The 26,433-nt window shown below is 60.9% G+C and carries 31 protein-coding genes and 6 tRNA genes; 3 read left to right on the plus strand and 34 right to left on the minus strand.

Going from position 1 to position 26,433, the window contains the following annotated elements:
- Positions 1-275 precede the first annotated feature (275 nt).
- On the plus strand, positions 276-827 hold the full coding sequence (locus BLS51_RS04110) for an Lrp/AsnC family transcriptional regulator (protein ID WP_090177798.1): 552 nt from the start codon (positions 276-278) through the stop codon (positions 825-827).
- A gap of 73 nt (positions 828-900) precedes the next feature.
- Here BLS51_RS04110 and BLS51_RS04115 read toward each other — a convergent pair.
- The 33 genes from BLS51_RS04115 to BLS51_RS04270 all read right to left on the minus strand — a co-directional run bounded on the left by BLS51_RS04115 (position 901) and on the right by BLS51_RS04270 (position 23,630).
- Positions 901-976: transfer RNA gene (locus BLS51_RS04115), tRNA-Gly, on the minus strand.
- A gap of 40 nt (positions 977-1,016) precedes the next feature.
- Positions 1,017-1,092 (minus strand) — tRNA-Gly (locus BLS51_RS04120).
- 45 nt (positions 1,093-1,137) lie between these two features.
- Complete coding sequence (locus tag BLS51_RS29195; protein WP_139168645.1) at positions 1,138-1,509, minus strand: hypothetical protein; 372 nt, start codon at positions 1,507-1,509, stop codon at positions 1,138-1,140.
- 331 nt (positions 1,510-1,840) lie between these two features.
- Positions 1,841-2,116: a hypothetical protein gene (locus BLS51_RS29200; RefSeq protein WP_139168646.1), complete on the minus strand. Its 276-nt coding sequence runs from the start codon at positions 2,114-2,116 to the stop codon at positions 1,841-1,843.
- Between the two features lie 141 nt (positions 2,117-2,257).
- Positions 2,258-2,770 (minus strand): GNAT family N-acetyltransferase, encoded by a 513-nt coding sequence (locus tag BLS51_RS04130; protein WP_090177791.1) that lies wholly within the window; start codon positions 2,768-2,770, stop codon positions 2,258-2,260.
- Positions 2,733-3,059, minus strand: a complete 327-nt coding sequence (locus tag BLS51_RS04135; protein ID WP_090177786.1) for a type II toxin-antitoxin system TacA family antitoxin — start codon at positions 3,057-3,059, stop codon at positions 2,733-2,735. The genes BLS51_RS04130 and BLS51_RS04135 overlap by 38 nt, the downstream gene beginning before the upstream one ends.
- A gap of 426 nt (positions 3,060-3,485) precedes the next feature.
- Positions 3,486-3,559: transfer RNA gene (locus BLS51_RS04140), tRNA-Cys, on the minus strand.
- A gap of 55 nt (positions 3,560-3,614) precedes the next feature.
- Positions 3,615-3,690 (minus strand) — tRNA-Gly (locus BLS51_RS04145).
- 46 nt (positions 3,691-3,736) lie between these two features.
- Positions 3,737-3,812, minus strand: a tRNA-Gly gene (locus BLS51_RS04150).
- Between the two features lie 69 nt (positions 3,813-3,881).
- A tRNA-Gly gene (locus BLS51_RS04155) sits at positions 3,882-3,957 on the minus strand.
- Positions 3,958-4,043: 86 nt separating this feature from the next.
- Positions 4,044-4,625, minus strand: coding sequence for a CDP-diacylglycerol--glycerol-3-phosphate 3-phosphatidyltransferase (pgsA, locus tag BLS51_RS04160; RefSeq protein WP_090177782.1), 582 nt, complete (start codon positions 4,623-4,625; stop codon positions 4,044-4,046).
- 87 nt (positions 4,626-4,712) lie between these two features.
- The gene (gene uvrC, locus BLS51_RS04165; protein WP_090177779.1) at positions 4,713-6,566 is read right to left on the minus strand and encodes an excinuclease ABC subunit UvrC; all 1,854 of its coding nucleotides are present in this window, start codon (positions 6,564-6,566) and stop codon (positions 4,713-4,715) included.
- On the minus strand, positions 6,563-6,958 hold the full coding sequence (acpS, locus tag BLS51_RS04170; protein ID WP_090177775.1) for a holo-ACP synthase: 396 nt from the start codon (positions 6,956-6,958) through the stop codon (positions 6,563-6,565). Before acpS ends, uvrC begins: the two co-directional genes overlap by 4 nt.
- On the minus strand, positions 6,955-7,716 hold the full coding sequence (gene pdxJ, locus BLS51_RS04175; protein ID WP_090177770.1) for a pyridoxine 5'-phosphate synthase: 762 nt from the start codon (positions 7,714-7,716) through the stop codon (positions 6,955-6,957). Before pdxJ ends, acpS begins: the two co-directional genes overlap by 4 nt.
- A gap of 21 nt (positions 7,717-7,737) precedes the next feature.
- On the minus strand, positions 7,738-8,583 hold the full coding sequence (recO, locus tag BLS51_RS04180; protein WP_090177766.1) for a DNA repair protein RecO: 846 nt from the start codon (positions 8,581-8,583) through the stop codon (positions 7,738-7,740).
- Between the two features lie 13 nt (positions 8,584-8,596).
- Complete coding sequence (era, locus tag BLS51_RS04185; RefSeq protein WP_090177762.1) at positions 8,597-9,502, minus strand: GTPase Era; 906 nt, start codon at positions 9,500-9,502, stop codon at positions 8,597-8,599.
- 11 nt (positions 9,503-9,513) lie between these two features.
- Positions 9,514-10,302 carry a ribonuclease III gene (rnc, locus tag BLS51_RS04190; RefSeq protein WP_090177759.1) on the minus strand — a complete coding sequence of 263 codons (789 nt, stop codon included), beginning with the start codon at positions 10,300-10,302 and terminating at the stop codon, positions 9,514-9,516.
- Positions 10,303-10,317: 15 nt separating this feature from the next.
- Positions 10,318-10,686, minus strand: a complete 369-nt coding sequence (locus BLS51_RS04195) for a DUF4845 domain-containing protein (protein ID WP_090177751.1) — start codon at positions 10,684-10,686, stop codon at positions 10,318-10,320.
- 31 nt (positions 10,687-10,717) lie between these two features.
- Complete coding sequence (lepB, locus tag BLS51_RS04200; protein ID WP_090177748.1) at positions 10,718-11,638, minus strand: signal peptidase I; 921 nt, start codon at positions 11,636-11,638, stop codon at positions 10,718-10,720.
- Positions 11,635-13,428, minus strand: a complete 1,794-nt coding sequence (lepA, locus tag BLS51_RS04205; RefSeq protein WP_090177745.1) for a translation elongation factor 4 — start codon at positions 13,426-13,428, stop codon at positions 11,635-11,637. The genes lepB and lepA overlap by 4 nt, the downstream gene beginning before the upstream one ends.
- 168 nt (positions 13,429-13,596) lie before the next feature.
- Positions 13,597-13,845, minus strand: a complete 249-nt coding sequence (locus tag BLS51_RS04210; RefSeq protein WP_090177741.1) for a glutaredoxin family protein — start codon at positions 13,843-13,845, stop codon at positions 13,597-13,599.
- 47 nt (positions 13,846-13,892) lie between these two features.
- Complete coding sequence (locus BLS51_RS04215; protein ID WP_373994319.1) at positions 13,893-15,338, minus strand: DegQ family serine endoprotease; 1,446 nt, start codon at positions 15,336-15,338, stop codon at positions 13,893-13,895.
- Between the two features lie 178 nt (positions 15,339-15,516).
- Positions 15,517-15,807, minus strand: a complete 291-nt coding sequence (locus BLS51_RS04220) for a sigma-E factor negative regulatory protein (RefSeq protein ID WP_090177738.1) — start codon at positions 15,805-15,807, stop codon at positions 15,517-15,519.
- Between the two features lie 45 nt (positions 15,808-15,852).
- Positions 15,853-16,455 (minus strand): RNA polymerase sigma factor RpoE, encoded by a 603-nt coding sequence (gene rpoE, locus BLS51_RS04225; RefSeq protein WP_090177734.1) that lies wholly within the window; start codon positions 16,453-16,455, stop codon positions 15,853-15,855.
- Between the two features lie 77 nt (positions 16,456-16,532).
- Positions 16,533-16,958 (minus strand): protein YgfX, encoded by a 426-nt coding sequence (locus BLS51_RS04230; RefSeq protein WP_139168647.1) that lies wholly within the window; start codon positions 16,956-16,958, stop codon positions 16,533-16,535.
- A 153-nt stretch (positions 16,959-17,111) separates the two neighbouring features.
- Entirely contained in the window at positions 17,112-18,359 is a 1,248-nt protein-coding gene (gene fabF / locus BLS51_RS04235; protein ID WP_090177725.1) for a beta-ketoacyl-ACP synthase II, read from the minus strand.
- Between the two features lie 30 nt (positions 18,360-18,389).
- Positions 18,390-18,629, minus strand: coding sequence for an acyl carrier protein (acpP, locus tag BLS51_RS04240; protein WP_055936274.1), 240 nt, complete (start codon positions 18,627-18,629; stop codon positions 18,390-18,392).
- A 143-nt stretch (positions 18,630-18,772) separates the two neighbouring features.
- Positions 18,773-19,519 carry a 3-oxoacyl-ACP reductase FabG gene (fabG, locus tag BLS51_RS04245; RefSeq protein WP_090177720.1) on the minus strand — a complete coding sequence of 249 codons (747 nt, stop codon included), beginning with the start codon at positions 19,517-19,519 and terminating at the stop codon, positions 18,773-18,775.
- Positions 19,520-19,567: 48 nt separating this feature from the next.
- Positions 19,568-20,503, minus strand: coding sequence for an ACP S-malonyltransferase (gene fabD, locus BLS51_RS04250; RefSeq protein WP_090177717.1), 936 nt, complete (start codon positions 20,501-20,503; stop codon positions 19,568-19,570).
- 97 nt (positions 20,504-20,600) lie between these two features.
- A complete protein-coding gene (locus tag BLS51_RS04255; RefSeq protein WP_090177714.1) occupies positions 20,601-21,584 on the minus strand; it encodes a beta-ketoacyl-ACP synthase III in 984 nt (327 codons plus the stop codon).
- Between the two features lie 16 nt (positions 21,585-21,600).
- Complete coding sequence (gene plsX / locus BLS51_RS04260; protein ID WP_090177711.1) at positions 21,601-22,662, minus strand: phosphate acyltransferase PlsX; 1,062 nt, start codon at positions 22,660-22,662, stop codon at positions 21,601-21,603.
- A 147-nt stretch (positions 22,663-22,809) separates the two neighbouring features.
- The gene (gene rpmF / locus BLS51_RS04265) at positions 22,810-22,992 is read right to left on the minus strand and encodes a 50S ribosomal protein L32 (protein ID WP_008449924.1); all 183 of its coding nucleotides are present in this window, start codon (positions 22,990-22,992) and stop codon (positions 22,810-22,812) included.
- 137 nt (positions 22,993-23,129) lie between these two features.
- Complete coding sequence (locus BLS51_RS04270) at positions 23,130-23,630, minus strand: YceD family protein (protein ID WP_090177708.1); 501 nt, start codon at positions 23,628-23,630, stop codon at positions 23,130-23,132.
- A 125-nt stretch (positions 23,631-23,755) separates the two neighbouring features.
- On the opposite strand from BLS51_RS04270, the gene BLS51_RS04275 reads away from it, so the two are divergent.
- Together BLS51_RS04275 and BLS51_RS04280 are read left to right on the plus strand one after the other, a co-directional pair.
- Positions 23,756-24,346, plus strand: coding sequence for a Maf-like protein (locus BLS51_RS04275; protein ID WP_090177705.1), 591 nt, complete (start codon positions 23,756-23,758; stop codon positions 24,344-24,346).
- Position 24,347: 1 nt separating this feature from the next.
- A complete protein-coding gene (locus BLS51_RS04280) occupies positions 24,348-25,073 on the plus strand; it encodes an SAM-dependent methyltransferase (RefSeq protein WP_090177701.1) in 726 nt (241 codons plus the stop codon).
- 67 nt (positions 25,074-25,140) lie between these two features.
- Here the strand turns inward: BLS51_RS04280 and BLS51_RS04285 are convergent, their stop codons facing one another.
- Entirely contained in the window at positions 25,141-26,403 is a 1,263-nt protein-coding gene (locus BLS51_RS04285) for an EAL and HDOD domain-containing protein (protein WP_373994318.1), read from the minus strand.
- Between the last annotated feature and the right edge of the window lie 30 nt (positions 26,404-26,433).

Raw genomic sequence — 26,433 nt, forward strand, 5'->3', positions numbered from 1 at the left:
ACGGGCGTCACAAAAATCCGCCAAACCCTTGATTTTATTTAAGATTTGTAATTTTCCGCACAATCTTCGGCGGCCGCAGGTGGCGACAACCGCAGAATCGGCATGCGCCCGCAGTAAAAATAGACAGTTCCTGCACCTATCAAAAATCCCGAAATGGTCGCATCATAAGGAAAATAACTGGCGCCATATCGGCATGATTCTTGCACCTCCCTTGGGAGGGCTGCCGACCTACCGCTTTACGTAGATGGCGCCCTACAATCAGGAGATGACCGTAGATGACTCAGAAAGATATCGACCGCATTGATCGCAAGATCATGGATCTGCTGCAGCAGGACGCCCGCATCACCAACCAGGCGCTGGCCGACCGCGTGGCCTTGTCGCCCAGCGCCTGCCTGCGCCGCGTGCGCGACCTGGAAGAACGTGGCTTCATCACCGGCTACCGCGCGCAAATCGCGGTCGACCGCATCCGCAATGTGCTGATCGTCATGGCGCAGATTTCCTTCGAGCGGCACACGCTGAACGACTTCGGCGCGTTTGACGACTGCATCGCCGGCATGCCGGAGATCGTTGAATCCTGCCGCGTCAGTGGCCTGTATGACTACATGCTGCGCGCGGTGGTGGACGACATGCAGGAATGGAAGCGCCTGATGGTGGTGATGCTGAACGGCGGCTTCGGCGTGGAGAAAATCGTCTCGCACTTCCTGATGGACGAGATGAAATCCTTCAGCGGCTACCAGCTGACCTCCAACCCGACCACCGCCTCGCGCCAGCCGGCGCGCAAGCGCGAGGCGCCACAACCGCTGGCAGCGGCAACGATGGTACGCTAGGCCGCAAGCAAAGCGGGATTTAATAGCAATCGGCTTGGCGGCGACGTGGATAGTTCGATGGGGAAGGAAATAATGGAGCGGGAGAAGAGTCTCGAACTCTCGACCTCAACCTTGGCAAGGTTGCGCTCTACCAACTGAGCTACTCCCGCTTGGAGTGGTACAACCGACGCGCGACCAGCTTGGGGAAGCTGGAGCGGGAGAAGAGTCTCGAACTCTCGACCTCAACCTTGGCAAGGTTGCGCTCTACCAACTGAGCTACTCCCGCGTGCGGAGCCGAATTATAGCAGACCTTTGGAAAATATTTCCAGTACTAACTGCGCCTGGGGCGCTTCTGAACGATGCGAATCTGCATGCAGCCGTGGGGAAGGATGTTGAAGGAAGCCATGGTTTGATATCCCAGCTCCTGCAGCTCTGCATGGAGTTGCTTCAAATTGCGGCGCTGCTTACGCGGCTTGCTCGCCTCGCTCTTCAGCCATCCCGATAATTGCAGAGAATATTTGTCCAGTCCGCTCGCGATATGGCGCTCGGCATAGCTGGGCTCAGTGATCTCCGAACGCGGGTAGCGCCGGACAGTATTGCGAGAGATGCCCAGTCGCCTGGCGATCTCGCGTAGAGGAATCGGCCTGGCCGGCGCCGAAGCATGCCCCGCCCAAGGACGCCGGGGGCGAACCGCAGCCGTCATCGTCCGCACCAGCGCAGGCAAGCCTGTTCTGACGCACCGCCTTGGCACGCGCACCTGGACGCGCCGGCTCACCGGCGACGCGGCCACGAGGCGCAGCCGTCAGCGCCAGCATGGCAAACTGATCGCTGGTGGCGATGGCGGTGGCGCCCTATTTGTTGCTACTCCTTATTTTATTTTTGCTATGCGTTTCCACTTACCCTTCGAGCAGCCAGGCGCCGCGCGCTGGCAGCAATCGATCTGCCGGCAATCCACATCACAGCATCACGGTAATTCGTGCCCGCGCACCCTCAAGCGCCTGCTCGACGCTGGCATAGGAATGCTCGGCATCCTGCTAGTCCGGCGCGATGCGTGCACGTCCATGGTCCAGTCGCCGACATCGATGGTTTTCCGGATATGTTCCATGTGGCTGCCTTCGAAAAAAGAAAGAGCCCAGCACGCAGCGTGCCCCTACCGCAGGTGGCGCCACCTCGTCCGCCAGGCGCCAGCCACGGCCGGTCGATGGCATCGGCTGCAGGATGCCGCGCTGGCGCATGTCGTCGACGAACAGCGCAAACTCCTCGCCCTCCTCCTTCCAGAGTTGCGCCTGCCGGAGGCGGTGATTTGGCATCGGACAGTATTCCCGCATCGGGGATTATGGCCGAGGATGCGCGGAGCGCATGACACGCTGAGGGCAACGCGTTGGTGACATTCAGATATCGCTGGAGAGCGTATTCCGACAAGGCGGAGTCCGGCTACGCACGCCCTGCCCTTATCGTATAGGCGGCGGAGAACGCGGCATGTCAGCAAACGGCAGGCATAAGGTCAAGGGTTGATCCTGGAACGCGGCAAAACCGTAGCGCTGGTAAAACTCCGCCACCACCGGGTTCTTGGCGTCGACGAACAGCGCAAAGCCGCCGATCTGCTCCGCCACCCGCGCGGCGCGCAGCATAGCGTGCAGCAGCAGATACTCGCCGTGGCCCTGTCCTTGCGCCGTCGTGGCCACTGCCAGCCGCGCCAGCGAGAAGCCGGGCACTCCGCGCGGCAGCCGCTTCGCCAGCGCCGGCGGTAGCGCCTCCTTCATCACCATGCGCCGCACCGCCAGGGTATAAAAGCCCAGCACCTGCGCTGGCGCGCCGTCATCGACCAGCACATAGGTCCGCGAGATGGACTTGCGCTGCTGCTGCCCGGCGGTGTTCTGGAGGAAGAGGTTCAGGTCCGGCGTGCCGCAGTCAAACGCACCCACGTCATGGGTGTTCGCCAGCGGCAGGATTCTGGTTGCCATTCTCCGCCTCCCGTTGCTTGAAGCGCTCGAAGGCCCGCAGCAGTGCCGCATTCGGCATGGACGGGTGGTCCAGCATGTGCAGAATCATGGATGCATCCCTGGCGGTGATCGGAATGGTCTTTTCCCGGTCGATGACGCGCTCGGCCTTCTCCAGCGAGGCCTGCACCATGAACTGGTTCACCGTCGCGCCGGTCAACGCCGCCGCTTCCTCCAGTTTCTCCTTGACGGCTTGCGTCATGCGGTTGGTGATGCGGTCGGTGACGCGGTCGATTTCGTCGCGTGCTGCCATAGGTATCTCCTTTCGTGCCGTGCCGCACACATTCCCGCGCCATGCCGGGTGAGACAACATGCGCATGGACGGAAGGCCAGCTGCGAAGGAAAGCACCTTGGCGCATGCCGGGCAGCTGGCCACGGCGCTATCAGTATAGCGCGCCGTTGTGCCATGGGCCAGCAGCGCTTCCAGGTGGCCGGCATAGGCGCGCGCGTGGCCTCGCCGTCGAAGGTGGCGTACAAGGGCTTGGGCAGCAGACGGGCACGATGCGGATCTGCATGCGGCCGTGCGGGAGGGTTTTGAAGGAAGCCATGGGCCGAGCATAGGCCCGGCGCCGCAGAACAGCAACGGCCAACAGGCCGTCTCGCGTGTGGTCAACCGCAAAATCCGTGTGGGTTACATCGGCTTTGAGCTAGCTCAACAAAACGCAAGTATTTGATTTGATGGAGGCGAGGATCGGAGTCGAACCGACCTAGACGGCTTTGCAGGCCGCTGCATAACCGCTTTGCTACCTCGCCAGAGGGAACTTTTATGACAAGATCACAGCGGGTTACGCGCTGCCATCCAGAATTCTGGAGCGGGAGAAGAGTCTCGAACTCTCGACCTCAACCTTGGCAAGGTTGCGCTCTACCAACTGAGCTACTCCCGCATGGAGTGTTACCATTTTTACTGCGCCAGCCAATTTCCGGGGAAACTGGAGCGGGAGAAGAGTCTCGAACTCTCGACCTCAACCTTGGCAAGGTTGCGCTCTACCAACTGAGCTACTCCCGCATTTCGAGTCCAGCATCATAGCAGGTGACTGCTGTTTTTGCTAGTACTACTTGTTTTTGACGATTTGCCTGGAGCGGGAGAAGAGTCTCGAACTCTCGACCTCAACCTTGGCAAGGTTGCGCTCTACCAACTGAGCTACTCCCGCTTTGCTTCGTCGTCATCAACAACAGGCCAGCATTATAGAGGTTCTACACGGCCTGTCAATGCCAAATGAAAATATTGTTTATTCCATTACAGCTGGCCGGATTTTTCCTTGATCAGCGGCCACGCCAGGCGCAGGTAATAGAACATCGACCAGACGGTCAGCACCGCCGCCACCTCCAGCAGGCGCGCGCCCCAGAACTGGGTGTCGATCGCGCCCCACAGCACATCATGGAACAGCAAGGCCGGAATCGCCATCATCTGCGCCGTGGTCTTGATCTTGCCCAGCGAGCTGACCGCCACCGATTTCGACGCGCCGATCTGCGCCATCCATTCGCGCAGCGCCGAAATGGCGATCTCGCGGCCGATGATGATGAAGGACATGACGGCGTTGGCGCGGTCCAGCTGCACCAGCACCAGCAAGGCGCCGGCCACCATCAGCTTGTCCGCCACCGGGTCGAGGAAGGCGCCGAAGGCCGAGGTCTGGTTCCAGCGGCGGGCCAGGAAGCCGTCAAACCAGTCGGTGATGGCGGCGATAATGAAGACCAGGGTGGCCGCCATATTCTGATCCGCCACCGGCAGCACAGTGGTGGGAAGGTAGTAGACGCCCACCACCAGCGGGATCAGCGCAACGCGCAACCAGGTCAACAGTATCGGAATATTGAAGGGCATAAGCTAGAAAAGATGTGCGGCCATGAAAATGTGTAATGCGCCGCTAGTCTACCTTGACGCCGCGCATTAAACCAGCACAGTTGGTGCTTAATGCAACTGCTTGTAGATTTCCTCGGCCAGGGCGCTGGAGATGCCTTCCACGGTCTTCAGATCCTCGACACTGGCGTTGACCACGCCGCGCAGGCCGCCGAAACGCGCCAGCAGCCGCTGGCGGCGCTTGGCGCCGATGCCTTCGATTTCCTCCAGGCGCGAGGTCTGGCGCGTCTTGGCGCGCTTGGCGCGCATGCCGGTGATGGCGAAGCGGTGCGCCTCGTCGCGGATCTGCGCCACCAGCATCAGCGCCGCCGATTCCTTGCCCAGTTCCTGCGATGGCCGGCCGTCGACGAACATCAGCGTTTCCAGGCCGACGCGGCGCCCTTCCCCCTTGGCCACGCCAACGATCAGGCTGATGTCCAGCCCCAGCTCGGCAAACACCTGGCGCGCCATTTCGATCTGGCCCTTGCCGCCGTCGATCAGCACCACATCCGGCATGACGCCATCACCGTTGGCGACCTTCTCATAGCGGCGGTACAGCACCTGGCGCATGGCGGCATAATCGTCGCCCGGCGTGATGTCGTTGATGTTGTAACGGCGGTATTCGCCGTTCTGCATCTGGTGGTGATGGAACACCACGCACGAGGCCTGTGTCGCCTCGCCCTGCGTGTGCGAGATGTCGAAACATTCGACGCGCAGCGTGTCGATGTCTTCCGGCTCCAGCTGCAAGGCATCCACCAGTGCGCGCGTGCGCGATTGCTGCGAGCCCTGCTCCGACAGCAGCCGCGCCAGCGAGATCTCGGCGCCCTTCTGCGCCAGCTCCAGCCATTTGCGGCGCTGGTCCTGCGGCTGGAAGATCAGGTTGATGCGGTGACCGCACTGCTCCTGCAAGGCCTGGATCAGCGCCGGGTGATTGAATTCGATATTCAGGATCAGCGTGCCGGGAATGAACTTGTCGGCATAGTGCTGCGCCAGGAAGGCGGCCAGTACTTCGACTTCAATCGCCTCCTCGGCAATCGCCTCGGCATCGCTGACGTGGGTTGGAAAATAGGCACGGTCGCCCAAATGGCGGCCGCCACGCACCATGGCCAGGTTGACGCAGGCGCGTCCGCCCTGCACCAGCACGGCAATGATGTCGACATCGGCGTCGCCGGTGGTTTCCATGCTTTGCTGGTGCAGCACGCGCGACAGCGACTGGATCTGGTTGCGCACCGAGGCCGCCTGCTCGAATTTCAGGTCGGCGGCGTAGGCGTGCATTTTTTGCTCAAGATCAGCCAGCACTTCGGACTGGCGGCCGCGCAGGAAGCGTGCGGCGTTTTCCACATCCAGCTTGTAGTCTTCGCTGGAGATCAGGTCCACGCACGGCGCCGAGCAGCGGCCGATCTGGTGCAGCAGGCATGGGCGCGTGCGGTTGGCGTAGACGCTTTCCTCGCAGGTGCGGATCTGAAACACCTTCTGCAAAATCTGCATCGATTCCTTGACCGCCCACGAACTGGGGAAAGGCCCGAAGTACTGGTTCTTCTTGTCCACCGCGCCACGGTAGTAGACCATGCGCGGCGCATCGCCGCCGGTGATCTTCAGGTAGGGATAGGATTTATCGTCGCGGAACAGGATGTTGTAGCGCGGGCTGAGGGCCTTGATCAGGTTATTCTCAAGGATCAGCGCTTCGGCCTCACTGTGCGTGACGGTGGTTTCGAGACGCGCGATGCGCTCGACCATCATGGCGATGCGCGGGCTGGCCAGGTTCTTCTGGAAGTAGCTGGAGACGCGTTTCTTCAGGTCGCGCGCCTTGCCGACGTAAAGGACTTTGTCTTCGGCGTCGAAATAGCGGTACACGCCCGGCAGGTTGGGCAGCTTGGCCACGGTGGCTAATACCCGTTCGCGCGGATCGCTTACTTCTTCAGTCACTTTTCCTGCTCCACGATGACGAAGGCGACCGCATAGTCTTCTTCGTCGCTGACAGTCACCTGCGCCGACAGCTTGTTCTTTTCCATGAATTCTTTCAGCACGCCGCTACAGACGATCATCGGCTTGCCGCTAGGATGATTCAGCATCTGCGCGGCGGGCCAGGTCATCGGCATGCGCATGCCCAGGCCGATGGCCTTGGAGAACGCTTCCTTGGCAGCGAAGCGCGTCGCCACGAAGCGGATGCCGCGCACCGGATGCCTGGCCTTGCGCACCAAATACTTCTCGAACTCCTGCGGACCGAGGATCTTCTTGGCAAAGCGGTCGCCATGCCGCGCCAGCGCCGCTTCAATGCGCGGGATTTTGCAGATGTCGGTGCCGATGCCGTAAATCACGACGTGCGTCCTATGCGCGTGGACACCATGATGGCCTTCATCTCGCGCACGGCATTCTCCCAGCCGACGAATACCGAGTGGGCGACAATCGCGTGGCCGATATTCAGTTCGGCGATTTCCGGAATCGCGGCAATCGCCTGCACATTGGTGTAATGCAGGCCATGGCCGGCGTTGACCTTCAGGCCTTTGCCCACGCCATACTGCACGCCACGGCGGATGCGTTCCAGCTCGGCCGCCTGTTCGGCGCCTTCGGCGTCAGCATAGCGGCCGGTGTGCAGCTCGATCACCGGCGCGCCGATGGCGGCGGTGGCGTCCATCTGTGCCTCTTCAGCGTCGATGAACAGCGAGACGCGGATACCTTCGGCCTGCAACTGCTTCACCGCGCGCTCGACCGCATTGTAGTTGCCGGCGACATCGAGGCCGCCTTCGGTCGTGACTTCGGTACGTTTTTCCGGCACTAGGCAGACGTCGGCCGGCTTGATCTTGCAGGCGAAGTCGATCATCTCTTGCGTGACCGCCGCTTCCAGGTTCATCCGGGTAATCAGCTGCGGCGCCATGGCGATGACGTCAGCGTCCTTGATGTGGCGGCGATCTTCGCGCAGGTGCAGCGTGATGCAGTCGGCGCCCGCCTGCTCGGCCAGCAGCGCGGCGCGGATCGGGTCCGGATAGCGGGTGCCGCGCGCGTTGCGCAAGGTGGCGACGTGGTCGATGTTCACGCCCAGGTCGATGATGGTGCCGGATGGTTGCAGGAAGCTCATTTTTTTCTCTTATAACTGGATTTATAGCTGGCTAAGATCAATCAGGATCTGCCGGGTATTCAACGGCGCACCGTTCAGGTGATGCGCCACCAGGAAGCGCATCAGCTGCTTGCTTTGGGCTTGCGTGGCGGCGTCTTCGTAATTTTCACATTCCATGTCGAGCAGCGTTTTGCCGGCGACGCGCGGCCATGGGTCAGCAGCGCGCTCGGGACGCGGGCCGCGCTCCGGATCAACTACATACACCAGCTCCGAACGCACCGCGCTGCGCGTTTCGATACAGCGCGTCAGGTCGGCCGCAACACCCGTCTCTTTAAGTAAGGCCCGTTCGAATTTTCTCAAGACGATGGGCGCCGGTTCGTTGTGCGCCAGCTGGTTCAGCGTGGAGACGTAGTGGTCGAACAAGGCCGGGTGGGCGTCGTCGCGCGCCAGCAGTTTGACCAGCAGTTCGTTCAGGTAGAAGCCGCACAGCAGCGCGGTTTTCTCCAGCGGCAGCATGCCGCCTACCCATTCGGCGTCGGTCAGCGTGCGCAGTTCGGATTTACCGACCCAGCTGCTCGATAGCGGCTGGAAGGTTTGCAGCACGCCGCGCAGCTGCGAGTGCGGACGTTTGGCGCCCTTGGCGATCAAGGCCACGCGGCCGAAGTCACGCGTGAACAGGTCGATAATCAGGCTGGTTTCTTTGTAGGGATAGCTGTGCAGCACGAAGGCCGGCTGGCCGGCGACCTTGGTGCCGATGGTGCGCTCGCGCGACGGCGCACGTGGGCGCTTGGCCGGCGCGGGGCTGGCGTCCGATGCCGCAGGTACGCCAGCGCCCTGCGGCGCCGCTGCGAGCGGCGCGTCCAGGGTGGCGTCTGGCGTGGTGGACATGCTGGTGGTGGATTTACTCGTAGCCGTAAGCGCGCAGGCCTGCTTCGTTGTCGGCCCAGCCGGATTTCACTTTGACCCAGATCTCCAGGTACACCGGGCCGCCGAACAGCTTCTCCATGTCGAGACGCGCTTGCGTCGACACTTCCTTCAGGCGCGCGCCCTTGTTCCCGATAATCATCGATTTGTGCGTATCGCGCTCGACCAGGATGGCGGCAAACACGCGGCGCAAATCGCCTTCCTGCTCGAACTTCTCGATCAGCACCGTGCTGGTATAAGGCAGCTCATCGCCGACAAAGCGGAACAGCTTCTCACGCACGATTTCCGACGCCATGAACTTCTCGCTGCGGTCGGTGATATCGTCCGGGCCAAAGATCGCTTCGTTCTCCGGCAGCAGGGCTTTCAGTTCCTTTTCCAGGCCATCCAGCTGGAAGCGCAGCTTGGCCGATACCGGCACGATGGCAGCAAAGTTGAACTTGGACGCCACCTGCTGCGCAAACGGCATCAGCGCCGCCTTGTCCTTGACGCGGTCAGACTTGTTGATGACCAGGATCACCGGCACTTCGGTCGGCAGCAGATCCAGCACCTGCTGGTCGGCCGGGCCGAAAGTGCCCGCCTCGACGACGAACAAAATCAGGTCCGACGAGATCAGCGTGTTGGTGACAGTCTTGTTCAGCGTTTTGTTCAGCGCATTCGCGTGGCGCGTCTGGAAGCCAGGCGTGTCCACGTAAATGAACTGCGCATCATCATAAGTCTGGATGCCGGTGATGCGGTGGCGCGTGGTCTGCGCCTTGCGCGAGGTGATGCTGACCTTGGCGCCAATCAGCGTATTCATCAGCGTCGACTTGCCCACGTTCGGGCGGCCCACAATAGCGATGTAGCCGCAACGGTAATTGCTGGCGGAGGTCGTTTCGGTCGTCATGGTGTTCTCTTTTATTTGTTGGCTGCCTTGGCCGACGGCGTCGGCTGGTCCTGCACGGTAGCGATGCCGGCCAGTTTCAGCTGCGCCGCGCGCGGCTTGGACTTGCGCGCGGCCGACGGTGCTTTCTGCACCGCCTGCTCGGCGGCGGCCAGCGCCAGTTTGGCGGCTGCCTGTTCGCCGGCGCGACGGCTGCCGCCGCGGCCGAACACCTGGATGCCCAGCTTGGGCACCAGGCATTCAATTTCAAACTCCTGGCTGTGCGCGGCGCCATGGGTGGCGATCACGTTGTACAGCGGCAGCGAGATTTTTTTCGCTTGCAGGAATTCCTGCAGCAGGGTCTTGGCGTCTTTGCCCAGGGTTTGCGGGTCGACCGTGTCCAGGATCGGGATGTAGAACGAGCGGATGGCGGTGCGCGCCGGCTCGAAGCCACCGTCGAGGAAGATCGCGCCCAGCAGCGCTTCCAGCGTGTCGGCCAGGATCGACGGACGGCGGAAACCACCCGATTTCAGCTCGCCCTCGCCCAGCCGCAGGAACTGCGACAGCTCCAGCTTTTGTGCGATTTCATACAGCGACTGTTGCTTGACCAGGTTGGCGCGCAGGCGCGACAGGTCGCCCTCATCGATGTCCACGTAGCGATCGTACAGGATCGACGCCACCACGCAGTTGAGGATCGAGTCACCGAGGAATTCCAGTCGCTCGTTATGCACGCTGCTATGGCTACGGTGCGTCAAGGCTTGCTGCAAGAGGCCAGCATCCTGGAACGTATAGCCTAAACGAGTTTGCAATAACTGGAGATTCATTGTGTGTACGGTTCTTTACTGGGTGGGTTTGACACCAGCCTTGGCGGTGGTGCCCTCATATTCAAGCAATAAGCTGGCCGGTCCGACCAGCGGGATTTTCTTTTCATAGGCGAAACTGATATCCGTCTCGCCATTCAATTTTTCAATCACCAGATCGCGCCCGCTAATCGAACTGATATAGCTGGCCGTGGTGGCGGCATCGAACGATCGCTGAATCTCGGCCGCCGAGCCACCGGTCGCCTTGGCGCTGACGATGGCGTTCTGGATCGCCCGGTACTCGGTGTAGGTGGGCACGATCTTCAGGCCCAGCACCAGCACCACGCCCAGCAGCGCCAGGACAATGATTAAACCGACCAGCGAAATGCCCTTCTGCCGTGTTTTCATCTTAGTCCCTTTCGCGCCTCAACGCCGCCTGTTACTGGATGCCGCCGATACGACGCAAGCTGCTGAAGTTCATCCAGACAAAGAATGCTTTTCCAACAATATTCCGGTCCGGCACAAAGCCCCAGTAGCGGCTGTCCGCGCTGTTGTCGCGGTTATCGCCCATCATGAAGTAATTGCCTGCTGGAACGGTGCAAGTAAAGCCTTCATAACGGTAGGTGCAGTTCTCATCGCGGCCCGGGAATGCCTCGACAGCATCGCGGCCATAGGTCGGCTTGCTGTCGTCATTCAGGATGCGGTGGCTGACGCCGCTCAGGTTTTCCTGGAATTGCTTGTTATAAACCAGGCGCTCATCGTTCAGGTAGTCTTCCATGGCGGTGTACTTCACCTCCACGCCGTTGACCGTTAAGCGCTTGTTTTCATACGTGATTTTATCACCCGGCACGCCAATCACGCGTTTGATGTAATCCTGGCTCATATCCTTCGGATATTTGAACACCATGACATCGCCGCGCTGCGGGTCGTTGATCTGGATGATTTTCTTGTTGATGACCGGTAGGCGGATGCCGTAGGTGAACTTGTTCACCAGGATCAGGTCGCCTACCAGCAAGGTCGGCACCATCGACGACGATGGAATCTTGAACGGCTCATACAGGAAAGAGCGCAGGAAGAACACCAGCGCAATCACCGGGAAGAAGCTGCCCGAATATTCCACCCAGGTCGGCTGGCGCAGGATGTCGGCTTCGATCTGCGCGCGCCGGCCCTGGTTGTCCAGCTTGATGCCATCGGCGGTTGCCTTGGCGCTGCGGGCGTCGTACTCGGCCAGCGCGCGGTCGGCGGCGGCACGGCGCTGCTTGGCCAGGTAGAACACGTCGAGGAACCAGATCACACCCGTCAGCACCATCAGCACGAACAGGATTAATGCAAAGTTTCCTAAGATGACTTGCAGGTTCATTTCTCATCCACTTGTAAGATTGCCAGGAACGCTTCTTGTGGAATCTCGACCGAGCCCACCTGTTTCATGCGTTTTTTACCCGCTTTTTGCTTCTCTAACAGTTTCTTCTTACGGCTGACGTCACCGCCGTAGCACTTGGCCAGCACGTTCTTGCGCAGCGCCTTGACGTTTTCACGCGAAATCACGTTGACGCCGATGGCGGCCTGAATGGCCACGTCGAACATCTGGCGCGGGATCAGCTCGCGCATCTTGGCAGCCACCTGGCGGCCACGGTAGGCCGAGTTGGAGCGGTGGACGATGATCGCCAGCGCATCAACCTTTTCGCCGTTGATCAGCATGTCGACCTTGACCACGTCGGCAGTGCGGTATTCCTTGAACTCATAGTCCATCGAGGCATAGCCGCGCGAGGTCGACTTCAGCTTGTCGAAGAAGTCCAGCACGATCTCGCCCATCGGCATTTCGTACACCAGCTTGACCTGGCGGCCGTGGTAGCTCATGTCCATCTGCACGCCACGCTTGCCGATACACAGCGTGATCACCGAGCCGACATACTCTTGCGGCATGTACAGGTTGACAGTGACGATCGGTTCACGGATCTCGTTGATCTTGGTGGTTTCCGGCATGCGCGACGGATTGTCGACCTTGATGACCGAGCCATCGCGCATTTCCACTTCATACACCACGGTCGGTGCGGTGGTGATCAGGTCCATGTCGAACTCGCGTTCGAGACGTTCCTGCACGATTTCCATGTGCAGCAGGCCGAGGAAGCCGCAGCGGAAGCCGAAGCCCAGCGCCTGCGATACTTCCGGCTCGTACATCAGCGCGGCGTCGTTCAGTTTCAGCTTTTCCAGCGAGTCGCGCAGCGCGTCGTACTGGTTGGCTTCGACCGGGAACAGGCCGGCAAACACCTGCGGCTGTACTTCCTTGAAGCCAGGCAGCGGCGCCGGCGCCGCATTGACGGCGTGGGTGATGGTGTCGCCTACCTTGGCCGCCTTCAGCTCCTTGATGCCGGCGATGACGAAGCCCACCTGGCCAGCCGACAGCTGCGGCAGCGAGAACGAGCGCGGCGAGAACACGCCAACGTCTTCGGTCAGCTGCACCGAGTCGGTCGCCATCAGCTTGATTTTTTCTTTTGGTTTCAGCGTGCCATTGACCACGCGCACCAGCATCACCACGCCCACGTAGGCGTCGTACCAGGAGTCGACGATCAGCGCCTGCAACGGTGCGCTCGGATCGCCCTTCGGTGGCGGCACTTTGGCGATGATCGATTCCAGCACGTCTTCCACGCCCAGGCCGGTCTTGGCCGAGCACTGGACGGCGTCGCCGGCTTCGATGCCGATCACGTCTTCGATTTCCTGGATCGCGCTTGGCGGATCGGCGTTCGGCAGGTCGATCTTGTTCAGCACTGGCACCACTTCCACGCCCAGATCGAGCGCGGTGTAGCAGTTGGCCACGGTCTGCGCTTCCACGCCTTGCGAGGCGTCGACCACCAGCAACGCGCCTTCGCAGGCTGACAGCGAGCGCGACACTTCATACGAGAAGTCGACGTGGCCGGGCGTGTCGATCAGGTTCAGGTTGTAGACGATGCCGTCACGGGCTTTGTATTGCAGGGCGGCGGTTTGCGCTTTGATCGTAATGCCGCGCTCGCGCTCCAGATCCATCGAATCGAGTACTTGCGCCTCCATCTCGCGGTCGGACAGGCCGCCACACAGCTGGATGATGCGGTCGGCCAGCGTCGATTTGCCGTGGTCGATGTGGGCGATGATGGAGAAATTGCGTATGTTATTCATTAACAAATATTCAAAAACGGGTTTGACACGACGGACGCACAATACAAAAAAGCGCTCAGAACGGGGCGAAGCCCTGGCGAGCGCCTTGTGGACATATGCTTTGCCCCGGCATTTTACCGGATTTCAGAGTGGAAAGCCCGATTTATGCCACGAGAAATGCCATTCTGCCTAGATTTTAAGCAGTTTGCGCACTTTGGCTTCGTCGAGGAAGTAGTGGCACAGCTCCGGCTGCGACAGATCGGCGAACAGGACGGGCACCAGCTCGTCGTATTTGGCCAGCAGCGCGGGGTCATCGGCGTGGTCGATGTCGATGACGTCGACACTGATCGGCTGCTGCGGCGTTTGCAGCCGCATCAGCGCGTCCAGCATGTCCTGACATAAATGACAATAACTGCGGGAGTAAAGGGTAAAGTGCATGAGCGCCGGTCGCTCCAGCGGACGCCGTCCGCCGGAACGACGCTGGTTTATTTCTCGGCTTTTGCGCTTGGACGCAGCGAGACGAAGCGGGTATTGCCTTCACGCAGCACCAGCAGTACCGACGGCTTTTTCGGGTCCAGCTTGGCCACTGCCGCATTGAACTGCTTGGCATCCTTGATCTCGATGTTGTTCAGCTGCAGCAGTACGTCACCCTCATCCAGCCCGGCGCGTTCCGCCACACCATCGACATCAGCCACCACCACGCCACCGTTGACGCCCAGCTCCTTCTTCTGCTCGGCGTTCAGGTCTTCCACCTTCAGGCCCAGCGCATTGGCCTTGGCTGGCTCGGCCTTGTCGGCGCCCTTGCCTTTCGTGCCCTTGGCGGTCTTGTCGCCATCCAGCTCGGCCACGGTCACCGGCAGCGTCAGCTCGGCGCCCTTGCGCCACACAGTCACGGTTGCCTTGCTTTCCAGCGCCGTCTCGCCCACCAGGCGCGGCAGGTCGCTAGAGCGGTTGACCGTCTTGCCATTAAACTTGAGGATGATGTCGCCCGCCTTGATGCCGGCCTTGTCCGCCGGACCACCCGGCTCCACCAGCGACACTTCGGCGCCCTGCGCCGATTTCAGGCCCAGCGATTCCGCCACTTCCTTGTTGACTTCACCGATCTGCACGCCGATGCGGCCGCGTGTGACCTTGCCGGATTTCTTCAGCTGGTCGGACACGCGGATCGCCTCGTTGACCGGTACCGCAAACGAAATACCGTTGGAACCGCCGGACAGCGTGGCGATCTGCGAGTTAATGCCGATTACCTCGCCGCGCATATTGATCAGCGGGCCACCCGAGTTGCCCGGATTGACCGCCACGTCCGACTGGATCAGCGGCAGGTACTCGCCGGTGTCACGCGCCTTGGCCGAGATGATGCCGGCGGTGACGGTGTTTTCCAGGTTGAACGGCGAACCGATCGCAATCACCCACTCGCCGGCGCGGATCTTGTCCGAATCGCCCAGCGTCAGGAATGGCAGCTTGTCGCCTTCGATTTTCAGTACCGCCACATCGGTGCGGGTATCGGCGCCCAGCACCTTGGCCTTGAATTCGCGCTTGTCGGTCAGCGTGACAAACACCTCGTCGGCGCCATCGACCACGTGGGCATTGGTCATCACATAGCCGTCCGCCGACAGGATGAAGCCGGAACCGACGCCGCGGTTGACCGGTTCGTCGGATGGCGCCTGGCGGCGCGGCGCACGGCCATTTGGCGTTGGCATCTGGCCGCCGAAGAAGCGGCGCAGGAATTCCTGCATGTCCTCGTCGCCTTGCAGGCCGGGCGCGCCGCGCTGCAGCTGTTTCGGGCGCTCGGTGGTGCGGATATTCACTACCGCCGGGCCGACGCGGTCGACCAGGTCGGCAAAGTCCGGCAGGCCGATGACGGCGCCGGTGACCGGCGACGCCGCCGTGGCGGGCGACATGCCCAGGGACATCGACAAGCAGGCGCCCATTACCAGCGCGGACAGGGTTTTACGACCAGCAGAGAAGTTATTTTTCATGGAGTATCGATCTCTTCTTCAAAGTTCAGGATGCAATCGCCCTGCACGTGGCGTCGCGCGACGTGAGGCTAGCACATGGTAAGCGAAAATCGCCATTCCGTATGTGCAATATGATGATAAAGCTATGCGCTTAAGGGAAAATGATGGCGGCTGGCTGGACTTCAAGGGGGGCGTCGGTCCCTTCAGCGGCTGCGTGCGCCGGTTCGGCCGCCAGTCGCGCCGCCAGGCGGGCACTGAAAGCATCGCTCAGCCCGGGTCCGGGCGTATTGCGCAGCGTGTCGCCAGTCAGCTGATAGGCCTGCCAGGCGGCACGTCCGGCCTGGGTATTGAGCGCGGCCAGCGCCAGTTCGCGCTCGCTGTCAGGCAACTCGCCATCGACCAGCGCCGAGATATGTTCACGCAGTTTTTTATCGCTGTCCATTCGTACCCGCCATTCAAATTGCCGGATGTCACGATCATTCCCGCCTTACCAGCGCTTGTCAACCGCCGTGTCCAACAAAGGCTTCAATTTCTCGGCGATGACTTCGCGGGCGCGGAAGATGCGGCTGCGGACTGTGCCGATGGGGCAAGCCATGATGGCGGAAATTTCCTCATAGCTCAGCCCCTCGATTTCGCGCAGCGCGATGGCGGTGCGCAGGTCGACCGGCAAGGCATCCATGGCGGCATTGACGGTGTGGGCGATCTGCTTGCTGGCCAGCATGGATTCCGGCGTATTGATATCGCGCAAATGCTCACCCTCGTTAAACGCTTCCGCCATCTCGTTGTCCGCCTCGGTTGACGTGGGCATGCGCCGCCCTTGCGTCACCAGGGCATTCTTGGCGGTGTTGATGCCGATGCGGTACAGCCAGGTGTAGAAGGCCGAATCGCCGCGGAAATGCCGCAACGCCCGGTATGCCTTGATAAAGGTCTCCTGCACTACGTCCTCCGCTTCGGCAGGGTCGTGCACAATGCGCGACAGCAGGCGCATCAGCCGGCGTTGGTACTTCACCACCAGCAAATCAAACGCCTGCTTATCGCCATCACGGACCCGTTCGACCAGCAATTGGTCGCACTCGCGTTCTGTCGTCACTCCTGCATTCCTCGGTGGCCTGCAGCGCAGCCGTTTCGTATAGCCATACGCTATAGAGTTAGCCCGCTGCAAGAAGTTCAAGCTGTCGGCGTGTTTATTTCAGTGCGGGCGACAGCGCGGCATGCCAGCGCCAACGGGCGCCAGTCGGCGGCCGCCACGCTGTCGGGCAACACCGCCAACACCTGCACCTTGCCGGAGGCGTCGCACAGGCGTAGCAACAGCAGGCGCGGCCATAACGTCGCACCTTCCAGCTGGCAAAGCGCACTGTCGTTGTGCTGGTATACCGCCAGCCGCAGGTGGCCGACACCGGATATATCAATCCGGCGTGCGATAGCAGACGGCCGGCCAAACCAGCAGGCCAGCACGCCACTCAACAGGCACAACGCGGGCGCCACCATGCCGGGACAGGCGGCGGCGGACGCCAGCACGCCACAACACAAGCCGGCGTGCGCAATCCGCAAGCCGCGCGAGGGGCGAACCACAACGGACACCGCGATCGACATGACGGCAGCACCACAAACACATTACAAAAAAGGGGATAACCAGGTGGGAGCGCCGGCCGCGAGGCCGGGCAATTCAGGCGCCAGCGAATGCCGGCGCCGAATTCTCGCTCACCCTGTTTAGACAGGGCGAGGCGAGAAAAGGTTCAAACTTTTTTAGGCTTTACCGAAGACCAGGCTGCCGTTGGTGCCACCGAAGCCGAACGAGTTTTTCACTGCGTAATCGATCTTCATGTCGCGCGCCGTATTGGCAACAAAGTCCAGGTCGCAAGCCGGGTCCTGGTTGAAGATGTTGATGGTTGGAGGCGACACCTGATGGTGAATCGCCAACACCGTAAACACCGCTTCCAGGCCACCGGCGCCACCCAGCAGGTGACCGGTCATCGACTTGGTCGAGTTGACCACCAGCTTCTTGGCGTGGTCGCCGAACGTGCGCTTGATGCCCTGCACTTCCGCCACGTCGCCTTGCGGCGTCGAGGTACCGTGCGCATTCACATAATTCACCTGATCCGGGTTGATGCCGGCGTTGGCCAGCGCGGCTTGCGCCGACTTGCTGCCACCACTGCCATCTTCCAGGGGCGAAGTCATGTGATACGCATCGGCGCTCATGCCAAAGCCGAGCAGTTCCGCGTAGATCCTGGCGCCGCGTGCCTTGGCGTGTTCGTACTCTTCGAGCACCATCACGCCGGCGCCCTCGCCCAGCACGAAGCCGTCGCGGTCCGTATCCCATGGACGGGAGGCGGTGGCCGGATCGTCGTTGCGCGCGGACAGCGCCTTGGCCGAGGCGAAGCCGCCCAGGCCGAGTGGCGAGACCGTCGATTCGGCGCCGCCGGCAACCATCACGTCAGCGTCGCCATACTCGATCAGACGAGCAGCAGCGCCGATGCAGTGCAGGCCGGTGGTGCAAGCCGTCACGATCGACAGGTTAGGACCACGCATGCCGTACTTGATCGACAGGTTGCCCGAGATCATATTGATGATCGAGGCCGGCACGAAGAACGGCGAGATACGGCGCGGACCGCGCTTGTCGTAATCTTCCTTCTGCTCTTCGATCATCGGCAGGCCGCCGATACCGGAACCGACGATGACGCCGATACGGTCGGCGTTCTCTTCGGTGACAACCACGCCCGAGTCTTGCACAGCCTGGATGCCGGCCGCCATGCCGTAATGGATAAAGGTATCCATGTGGCGGGCTTCTTTCGCGGAGATATAGTCCTCGATGTTGAAGCCTTTGACTTCACCGGCAAAACGGGTGCTGAAAGCAGATGCGTCAAACTTGGTGATGGTGGCAATACCGGATTTGCCCTCGACCGCTGCGGCCCACGTATCGGCAATATTATTGCCGATCGGGGTCACGGCGCCCAGGCCGGTAATGACAACACGACGGTTTTTAGAACCTCTCAAGCGATTCTCCTAAAGTCGATCGGGCAGAAATTACGCCTTGACGTGCGCGGTAGCGTAATCGATCGCTTGCTGCACGGTGGTGATTTTCTCTGCTTGTTCGTCCGGGATTTCCATTTCGAACTCGTCTTCCAGTGCCATCACCAGTTCAACGGTGTCCAGCGAGTCAGCGCCCAGATCATCGACGAACGACGATTCGGTTTTGATGTCTGCTTCGGCGACGCCCAGTTGCTCAGCGACGATTTTCTTAACGCGTTGTTCGATATCCGACATGTTATGGCTCCATTTTGTGTGTTACGGAAAGCGCGCATTTTATCAGGTTTGCGCGCTGAAAAACTAATTTCAGTGAGTGCTGCTAAATATACCGAAATTACGACTAAAAGATTTGAATGGGCTGTATTTTATGCCCATTCTCATCAGTTCATATACATACCGCCATTCACGTGGAGGGTGGTGCCGGTAATATAAGCGGCTTGCGGCGACGCCAGGAAGGCGACTGCTGCGGCGATATCCTCAGGTTTGCCGAGGCGCGCCAGTGGAATCTGGGTCAGCAAGGCGGCGTGCTGTTCTTCGCCCAGCGCCTTGGTCATGTCGGTGTCGATGAAGCCCGGCGCCACGCTGTTGACGGTGATGTTGCGGCTGCCGATCTCACGTGCCAGCGCGCGGGTCATGCCTTCCACGCCGGCTTTCGACGCCGCGTAGTTCATCTGGCCCGGATTGCCGGACGAGGCCACCACCGAGGTGATGTTGATGATGCGGCCGGCCTTGGCCTTCATCATGCCGCGCAGCACGGCGCGCGACAGGCGGCCGACCGAGTTCAGGTTGGTGGCGATGACGCTATCCCACTCGTCATCCTTCATGCGCATCGCCAGGTTGTCCTGGGTGATGCCGGCGTTGTTGACCAGGATGCCGACCGCGCCATACGTCTTGCTGATGTCGTCGATGATGGCAGCGCAGGCTTCAGCGTTGGTGACATTCAGCACCATGCCCTTGCCCGCTTCGGCGCCGATCTCGGCCAGGTAAGCAGAAATCGCTTCGGCGCCGGCTTCGGTGGTGGCGGTGCCGATCACTTTCGCGCCCTGGCGCGCCAGCTCCTGGGCAATCGCCTTGCCGATGCCGCGCGATGCGCCCGTTACCAGGGCGACTTGATTTGCTAAAGTCATGTAAGTCCTTCTACAGTAAATTCCGAGTGTGCCTGAAATCGCAAACGATTATTTGAGCTTGCTCAATACGCTGTCCAGCGAGGCCTGGTCGAAGATTGCATCGCCTACCAGATTGCTGTCGATGCGCTTGGTCAAGCCCATCAGCACCTTGCCCGGGCCGCACTCGACCACATCGACGATGCCGTCGGCGGCGATCTTCTGCACGGTTTCCACCCAGCGCACCGGCGCTGCGGCCTGGCGTACCAGCGCATCCTTGATGGCGGCAGGATCGTTCAGCACAGCCACGTCAACGTTGTTGATCAGCGGGATCTGCGGCGCCGAGAAGGTGATGTTGACCAGGTAGTCGCGCAGGCGGTCCGACGCCGGCTTCAGCAGCGACGAGTGGAACGGCGCCGACACCGGCAGTTTCATGGCGCGCTTGGCACCCTTGCCCTTGGCGATTTCGCAGGCACGTTCGACAGCGGCGGTGTCGCCAGCGATCACCACTTGCGCCGGAGCGTTGAAGTTGACTGCTTCGACCACGCCACCGCCAGCAGCGGCTTCGGCGCAGGCGGCGCGCACATCGTCATCCGACAGGCCCAGCACCACGGCCATGGTGCCCTGGCCGACCGGCACGGCTTCCTGCATGGCTTGCGCGCGGAAACGCACCAGCGGCACCGCGTCCTTGAAGGCGATCACGCCAGCGGCAACCAGCGCCGAGTATTCACCCAGGCTGTGGCCGGCCACTACCGACGGCACCGGACCGCCGGCGGCGATCCAGGCGCGATAGGCGGCCACGCCAGCGGTCAGCATCACCGGCTGGGTGTTGGTGGTCAGGTCCAGTTCTTCTTTCGGGCCTTCGGCGATCAGTTTGCCGAGGTCGAAGCCCAGCGCTTCATTGGCTTCAGCGATGGTCTGCGCAACCACAGGATTGCCGGCGAAACCGTCCAGCATGGCGATCGCCTGCGAACCTTGGCCTGGGAATACAAAAGCAAATTTAGTCATGACTTCATCTCTTTTTAATTATTGGCAGCAAAGCTATCATGCAATCATGACCGCGCTGCTACCGCTGAGTCCGTTAGAACTCTAATTCTAATTCAGCTTAAAACTTCGCCAGCACGGCGCCCCAGGTGAAACCACCGCCGACGCCTTCCAGCATGATGTTCTGGCCGCGCTGGACACGGCCATCGCGCACGGCGGCGTCCAGCGCCAGCGGAATCGATGCGGCCGAGGTATTGCCGTGCTGATCGACGGTCACCACCATCTTTTCCAGCGGCAGGCCCAGCTTCTTGGCGGTGCTGCTCATGATGCGCAGGTTGGCCTGGTGCGGGATCAGCCAGTCGATCTGCTCCGCTTGCATCTGTGCCTTGGCCAGCGCTTCGTCAGCCACTTTGGCCAGCACCGACACGGCCAGCTTGAACACTGCCGGGCCGTCCATGTACAGGTAGGCTTCGCCAGCGGTCGCTCCGCCGAAGGTGTTCGGCATGCACAGGATGCTGGAATGGCTGCCGTCCGCATGCATCGCGGTGGCCAGGATGCCCGGCTCTTCCGACGCGCTCAGCACCACGGCGCCGGCGCCGTCGCCGAACAGCACGCAGGTGGTGCGGTCGCTGAAGTCTAGGATGCGCGAGAATACTTCAGCGCCGATCACCAGCACGTTCTTGTGCACGCCGGCGCGGATGAAGGCGTCGGCGGTCGACAGCGCGTAGACGAAGCCGCTGCACACCGCCTGCACGTCAACGGCGGCGCCGTGGTTGGTGATGCCCAGCTTTTGCTGCACGATGCAGGCAGTGCTCGGGAAGCTGCCGAAGAAATCCGGGGTCGAGCTGGCAACGATGATCAGGTCGATATCGTTGGGCTGCAGGCCAGCCATGTCCAGCGCGTTTTTGGCGGCGTGCACCGCCAGGTCGGACGATTTTTCATCCGGCGCGGCAAAGTGGCGCGCCGCGATGCCGCTGCGGGTGGTGATCCACTCATCCGAAGTCTCGATGCCCTTGGCGGCGAGTTGGTCCGTCAATTCCTGATTGGTTACGCGCTTTTCCGGCAGATAGCTGCCGGTGCCAATAATTTTGCTATACAGGGTCATGCCGTTTTACCGTCCACTAAATAGTTGAGCCAGGTACTTCCGGTGTTTCGGTGTTGCGCGGCATCAACTCGGTAATCAAGGTCGAGATATGCGGCAACACGTCATTTTTTGCAGCATCATACGCCCGCTTGATCGCCCACTCAAAGGAATATGCATCGGCGCCGCCATGGCTCTTGAACACCAGGCCGCGCAGGCCCAGCAGGCTGGCGCCGTTGTAACGCGATGGCGACAGGCGCTTCTTGATATTGCCCAGCGCGCTGCGGCCGATCAGGGCGCTCAGCATGGTCAGCGGATTGCGGGTGAATTCGGACTTGACGGTGTCGGCAAAGAAGCGGGCCACGCCCTCCACTGCCTTCAGCGTGACATTGCCGGTGAAGCCGTCGCACACCACCAGGTCGGTGGTGCCCTTGAAGATGTCATTGCCTTCGACGTTGCCGTAGAAGTTCAGCGCGCCGCGCTCGTGGTCGAGCTGCAGCAGCTTGCTGGTGGCCTTGACCACATCGTTGCCCTTGATGTCCTCGGTGCCGACGTTCAGCAGGCCGATGGTCGGGCGTTCGATGTTTTCCATGGCCGACACCAGCACCGAGCCCATGATGGCAAACTGGTGCAGGTGGTGCGGTTCGCAGTCGACATTGGCGCCCAGGTCCAGCATATAGGTCGGGCCGCCTTTTTGGTTGGGCATGATGCTGCAGATGGCCGGGCGGTCGACGCCGCTCATGGTCTTCAGCACGTAGCGGGCGACCGCCATCAGCGCGCCGGTATTGCCGGCGGAGACGGAAGCCTGGGCTTTGCCGTCCTTGACTTGCTCGATGGCGACGCGCATCGACGAATCCTTCTTGCGGCGCAGCGCCACTTCCAGCGGATCGTCCATGGTAACTTGTTCGGTAGCGTGTACCACGCTCAGGCGCGGGTGCGCGTCCGCATGGTGTTTCTTCAGTTCGGCGCGGATGACGTCTTCGAGGCCCACCAGGATCAGCTCGGCATCAGGTTCGCGTTTGACGAAGGAAACAGCTGCGGGAATAGTGACCGAGGGGCCGTGATCGCCACCCATGCAGTCGATAGAAATTTTGATTGTCATTGTTATGGCAAGCGGCAGAGCCGGTGCATCCGGAATCCGCGTTGGAACATGACGGTGTGCAAAATCAGATTGCAGCCGCTTAAAAAAGAAAAAGCGATGCTACACAAGTCAGCACCGCCTGTTTCCGTGTCCAGCAAAAGCGATCGATTACTCGTCGTTTTTGGTTTTCAGGACTTTACGACCACGGTAGAAGCCGTTAGGGCTGATGTGGTGACGCAGGTGGGTTTCACCGGTGGTTGGCTCGATGCCCAGTTGTGGAGCAACCAGGAAATCGTGCGAACGGTGCATACCGCGCTTCGATGGGGATTTTTTGTTCTGTTGAACTGCCATGTTAATGACTCCTAATACATAAGTTCTAAAATTCTAACACAATCGACCGCGTACAACATGCGAATCGAGCCCTACTACATTGCACTGCTAACTTGCCAAGACTCGATAAACACGCGTATTGACACGTCTGTTACATACTACTTATTCGGGGTGAGGCTCTTCAGAGCGTCGAAGGGCGAGATCTTCTCGCTTTTCGCCTTGTCCAGCAGGCTGGAATCCGGGCAGACATCGTGACGCGGCGATTGCGGCAAGGCCAGCAATGCTTCGTCTTCCACCAGGTACATCAGTTCCATGCTGCGACTTCCAACGATGACATCGATCGATTCGTCGTCTATCGTTGCTTCAATTTCATCCGCCTGTTCATCATCCTTACCCAGCATCAGCACGGTCGACGAATCGAGGTGGTGAGCATAAGGCTGCAGGCAGCGTTGGCAGACCAGTTGCACGGTGCCGTTGACCGACAGCGTCATCTGCGGGAAACCCAGCTTGTGGGTGCTTCCTTCCACTTCCCAGGCAATCTCGCCGGAGGCGTCCGCGCACTCCTTGGCCAGGCGGGTCAATTCAGCGACAGGCGTCGTGCCTGCCTGGCTGCTGTTGGTCCGACAGAACTCAAAGGTGTCGATCACAAGAGCATTCATTACAGAGTTTCCCCGGAAAACCTGCGATAATAGCAGGGTTTTCGTATTCAAGTCAAAACCTTAGCGATTTTTGCGACATTTCTGTCGCAGGAATCACCGGCGACAGAGCATATAACATTCCCCTCATGACATCAAGTTTACTCGTACTGGCCTCCAGCTCCGCCTACCGCAAGGAATTATTGTCCCGTCTGCAATTGCCGTTCGAGGTCGCCGTGCCAGACATCGATGAAACGCCGCTGGCCGGCGAAACACCGAGCGCCACCGCGCTGCGCCTGGCGCGCAACAAGGCTGCCGCCGTGGCAGCGCAGATGCCGGGCGCGATCGTCATCGGCTCCGACCAGGTCGCCACGCTGGACGATGAACAAATCGGCAAGCCCGGCAACCACGCCAACGCGCTGGCGCAGCTACAGAAAATGCGCAGCCGCGAAGTCATCTTCCATACCGCACTGTGCGTCTGGGATGGCCGTGACGGCACGCATCAACTGGAAGACATCCAGACCGTGGTGAAATTCCGCGACCTGCCGGATGCCGAGCTGGACGCCTACCTGCGCATCGAGCAGCCATATGACTGCGCCGGCAGCGCCAAGAACGAAGCGCTGGGCATTGCCATCCTCGAACGGATCGACAGCAGCGACCCGACCGCCCTCACCGGCTTGCCCTTAATCGCCCTGACGGGCATGCTGCGCCAACTTGGCCTCACTTTTTTCAAGCAATAACATGACCGGCACCCTGTATTTAATTCCCAACACCCTGGGCGAGACCGAAGCGCTCGCCAACGTGCTGCCCGAGCAGGTGCAGCGCATCACCGCGCAGCTGGACTATTTCGTCGCAGAAAACGCCAAGACCGCCCGCGCCTTCCTGAAGCTGGTCGGCGCGCAGCATCCGCTGTGCAAGCCGATGCAGGAAATCAAGATCGCCGAGCTGAACGTCAACACCCCGGCCGCCGCGCTGAACGAGCTGCTGGCGCCGCTGCTGGCCGGCCAGGATGGCGGCCTGGTATCGGAAGCAGGTGTGCCGGCGGTAGCAGATCCCGGCGCCGACCTGGTGCGCCTGGCGCACCAGCACCAGATCCCGGTGCGCCCACTGGTCGGCCCCTCGTCGCTGCTGCTGGCCGTCATGGCGAGCGGCCTGAACGGCCAAAGCTTCGCCTTCAACGGCTATCTGCCGACCGACGCCGCACAGCGCGCCAGCCGCCTGAAAGAGCTGGAGCAGCGTTCGCGCAAAGAAAAGCAGACCCAGCTGTTCATCGAAACACCATACCGCAACGCCGCCATGCTGGAAGCGATGGCGTCCGCCTGCGCACCGAACACGCTGCTGTGCGTCGCAACCGATCTCAGCCTGCCAAGCGAGACCATCCGCACGATGAGCGCCGCCCAATGGAAGACCGCCCCCGCCCCCGACTTCCACAAAAAGCCCACCGTCTTCCTCCTCCTCGCCCAATAAAAACTCCGGGGTCAGTTCTGCCAAACGTACACGAGCTCATGTACATTTGGCAGAACTGACCCCGGGTTTAGATGTTGCGGGTGTATTCGGTGACCCATTCGATGGCGGCGAGCTGGATGTTGTAGAGCTCGGCCGGGCGCAGCTGCAGCTGATGCAGCATCTGCGCCAGCATTTCGCCGTCGCGACCACGTTCGATGTGTTCGATCAGGCTGAGCATGTGGCCGTAGTCGCCGGCACGGTGCAGCAGCGCCGCCCGCACGTCGTCCAGCACGTTGACGCTGTCCAGCACGTCACGCATGTGGATCGAGAACAAGGTGTCCATCAGCGACATCACGCCCACCGTGAAGCCGATGTCGGCGCTGACCCGCTGCCCCGGCTTGCGGTGCTCGACCATCAGCTCGATGGTCTTGCCGCGCGTGGTGGCCAGTTGCAGCAGCGGCGAGGTGAACTCCTGCGTGCCGCCATTCTTTACGTACAGCAGGATTTGCAGCCAGCGTCGCAGCTGACGCCGCCCCAGCACCATCAGCGCATGGCCAACCGAATTGATGCGCTGCCGCGCTCCCACCGCCGGCGTGTTCACCAGCCGCAGCAGATTCAGCGCTATCAGCGCGTCATGCTTGACGCTGCGCTCGATTTCCTGGCTGCTGGCATCGCGATCCAGCAAGTCCAGCAGGTTCAGCACGCTGATCTGTGATGGCGAGATCTTCTTGCCGCTCAGGATCACCGGCCGCGCAAAATAATAACCCTGGAAATATTCAAAGCCCAGGTCCATGCATTCCTGGAACTCTTCAACCGTCTCCACCTTCTCTGCCAGCAGCTTCTGCTTCGGATTCTTCAGCACCCGCGCCAGCGCCGATAGCGTACCGGGCTGCATGTCCTTGATGTCGACCTTGATGACGTCGCACAGCGGCGTGAATTTCTGCACGTCGTCCGATTGCCCGATAACGTCGTCCAGCGCGAACCGAAAGCCGGCCCGCTTCAGCTCGCGTACCCGCTCCAGCACTTCCGGCGTGGCCTTGACCGTTTCCAGGATTTCGAGTATCACCTTGTCGTTCGGCAGAAAGCGGATGAAGTCGCTCATCAGCCCGACTGCGTCGACATTGACGAAGGCCATCTGGTCGCCCACTACCTGCTCCATGCCCAGTTCGGACGCATGGGCAATCACGGTGGCGGTGGCTTCGGTGTCGTCGGTGACGTGGGCGCCGTTGTAGGAACCGGCATCGCGGAAGAGCAATTCATACGCCACCAGCCGCTGTCCCCGGTTGAGGATGGGCTGGCGCGCGAGGAAGAAATTGTCAGCTACATTGGGTGATGCCGGTGAGGCTAACATCATGGGAGGCTCCCATTGTCATTCTACCGA

Origin of the sequence: Duganella sp. OV510 (assembly GCF_900100205.1) — a bacterium.
Taxonomy (GTDB): domain Bacteria; phylum Pseudomonadota; class Gammaproteobacteria; order Burkholderiales; family Burkholderiaceae_D; genus Rugamonas.

Excerpts from the sequence above, each read along its gene's own strand:
- BLS51_RS04110 (WP_090177798.1), top strand. The coding sequence starts at position 276 with ATGACTCAGAAAGATATCGACCGCATTGATCGCAAGATCATGGATCTG.
- BLS51_RS29195 (WP_139168645.1), bottom strand. The coding sequence starts at position 1,509 with ATGACGGCTGCGGTTCGCCCCCGGCGTCCTTGGGCGGGGCATGCTTCG.
- BLS51_RS29200 (WP_139168646.1), bottom strand. The coding sequence starts at position 2,116 with ATGCCAAATCACCGCCTCCGGCAGGCGCAACTCTGGAAGGAGGAGGGC.
- BLS51_RS04130 (WP_090177791.1), bottom strand. The coding sequence starts at position 2,770 with ATGGCAACCAGAATCCTGCCGCTGGCGAACACCCATGACGTGGGTGCG.
- BLS51_RS04135 (WP_090177786.1), bottom strand. The coding sequence starts at position 3,059 with ATGGCAGCACGCGACGAAATCGACCGCGTCACCGACCGCATCACCAAC.
- pgsA (WP_090177782.1), bottom strand. The coding sequence starts at position 4,625 with ATGCCCTTCAATATTCCGATACTGTTGACCTGGTTGCGCGTTGCGCTG.
- pdxJ (WP_090177770.1), bottom strand. The coding sequence starts at position 7,716 with ATGAGCTTCCTGCAACCATCCGGCACCATCATCGACCTGGGCGTGAAC.
- recO (WP_090177766.1), bottom strand. The coding sequence starts at position 8,583 with ATGTCCACCACGCCAGACGCCACCCTGGACGCGCCGCTCGCAGCGGCG.
- era (WP_090177762.1), bottom strand. The coding sequence starts at position 9,502 with ATGACGACCGAAACGACCTCCGCCAGCAATTACCGTTGCGGCTACATC.
- rnc (WP_090177759.1), bottom strand. The coding sequence starts at position 10,302 with ATGAATCTCCAGTTATTGCAAACTCGTTTAGGCTATACGTTCCAGGAT.
- BLS51_RS04195 (WP_090177751.1), bottom strand. The coding sequence starts at position 10,686 with ATGAAAACACGGCAGAAGGGCATTTCGCTGGTCGGTTTAATCATTGTC.
- lepB (WP_090177748.1), bottom strand. The coding sequence starts at position 11,638 with ATGAACCTGCAAGTCATCTTAGGAAACTTTGCATTAATCCTGTTCGTG.
- lepA (WP_090177745.1), bottom strand. The coding sequence starts at position 13,428 with ATGAATAACATACGCAATTTCTCCATCATCGCCCACATCGACCACGGC.
- BLS51_RS04210 (WP_090177741.1), bottom strand. The coding sequence starts at position 13,845 with ATGCACTTTACCCTTTACTCCCGCAGTTATTGTCATTTATGTCAGGAC.
- BLS51_RS04215 (WP_373994319.1), bottom strand. The coding sequence starts at position 15,338 with ATGGGCGCCTGCTTGTCGATGTCCCTGGGCATGTCGCCCGCCACGGCG.
- BLS51_RS04220 (WP_090177738.1), bottom strand. The coding sequence starts at position 15,807 with ATGGACAGCGATAAAAAACTGCGTGAACATATCTCGGCGCTGGTCGAT.
- BLS51_RS04230 (WP_139168647.1), bottom strand. The coding sequence starts at position 16,958 with ATGTCGATCGCGGTGTCCGTTGTGGTTCGCCCCTCGCGCGGCTTGCGG.
- acpP (WP_055936274.1), bottom strand. The coding sequence starts at position 18,629 with ATGTCGGATATCGAACAACGCGTTAAGAAAATCGTCGCTGAGCAACTG.
- fabG (WP_090177720.1), bottom strand. The coding sequence starts at position 19,519 with ATGACTTTAGCAAATCAAGTCGCCCTGGTAACGGGCGCATCGCGCGGC.
- fabD (WP_090177717.1), bottom strand. The coding sequence starts at position 20,503 with ATGACTAAATTTGCTTTTGTATTCCCAGGCCAAGGTTCGCAGGCGATC.
- BLS51_RS04255 (WP_090177714.1), bottom strand. The coding sequence starts at position 21,584 with ATGACCCTGTATAGCAAAATTATTGGCACCGGCAGCTATCTGCCGGAA.
- plsX (WP_090177711.1), bottom strand. The coding sequence starts at position 22,662 with ATGACAATCAAAATTTCTATCGACTGCATGGGTGGCGATCACGGCCCC.
- rpmF (WP_008449924.1), bottom strand. The coding sequence starts at position 22,992 with ATGGCAGTTCAACAGAACAAAAAATCCCCATCGAAGCGCGGTATGCAC.
- BLS51_RS04270 (WP_090177708.1), bottom strand. The coding sequence starts at position 23,630 with ATGAATGCTCTTGTGATCGACACCTTTGAGTTCTGTCGGACCAACAGC.
- BLS51_RS04275 (WP_090177705.1), top strand. The coding sequence starts at position 23,756 with ATGACATCAAGTTTACTCGTACTGGCCTCCAGCTCCGCCTACCGCAAG.
- BLS51_RS04280 (WP_090177701.1), top strand. The coding sequence starts at position 24,348 with ATGACCGGCACCCTGTATTTAATTCCCAACACCCTGGGCGAGACCGAA.
- BLS51_RS04285 (WP_373994318.1), bottom strand. The coding sequence starts at position 26,403 with ATGTTAGCCTCACCGGCATCACCCAATGTAGCTGACAATTTCTTCCTC.